Annotated in this window: 1 pseudogene; it reads left to right on the forward strand. The window is 60.1% G+C overall.

Annotated features, from left to right (window positions below):
• Positions 1-228: pseudogene (locus EXE45_RS21140) on the forward strand (MFS transporter); the annotation flags it as partial.

Raw genomic sequence — 228 nt, forward strand, 5'->3', positions numbered from 1 at the left:
ATCAGTACGACATCAGCTACGCGTCGTTCGGCCTCATGCTCTCAGCAACGCTACTCCCGTTCGTCTTGGTGCAGTGGCCGGCAAGCAGACTCGTAGAGCGAACGACGACGACCCGATTACTGATCACCGGGACAGTCATCCAAGCTGGGCTCGCGGTGACTGTGGACTTCGCTCCGACATTTCCGGTGGTTCTCGGTCTCCGGTTCTTGTGGGGTGTCGCTGCTGGGC

It is taken from the genome of Halorubrum sp. SP9 (assembly GCF_005435015.1).
Classification (GTDB): domain Archaea; phylum Halobacteriota; class Halobacteria; order Halobacteriales; family Haloferacaceae; genus Halorubrum; species Halorubrum sodomense.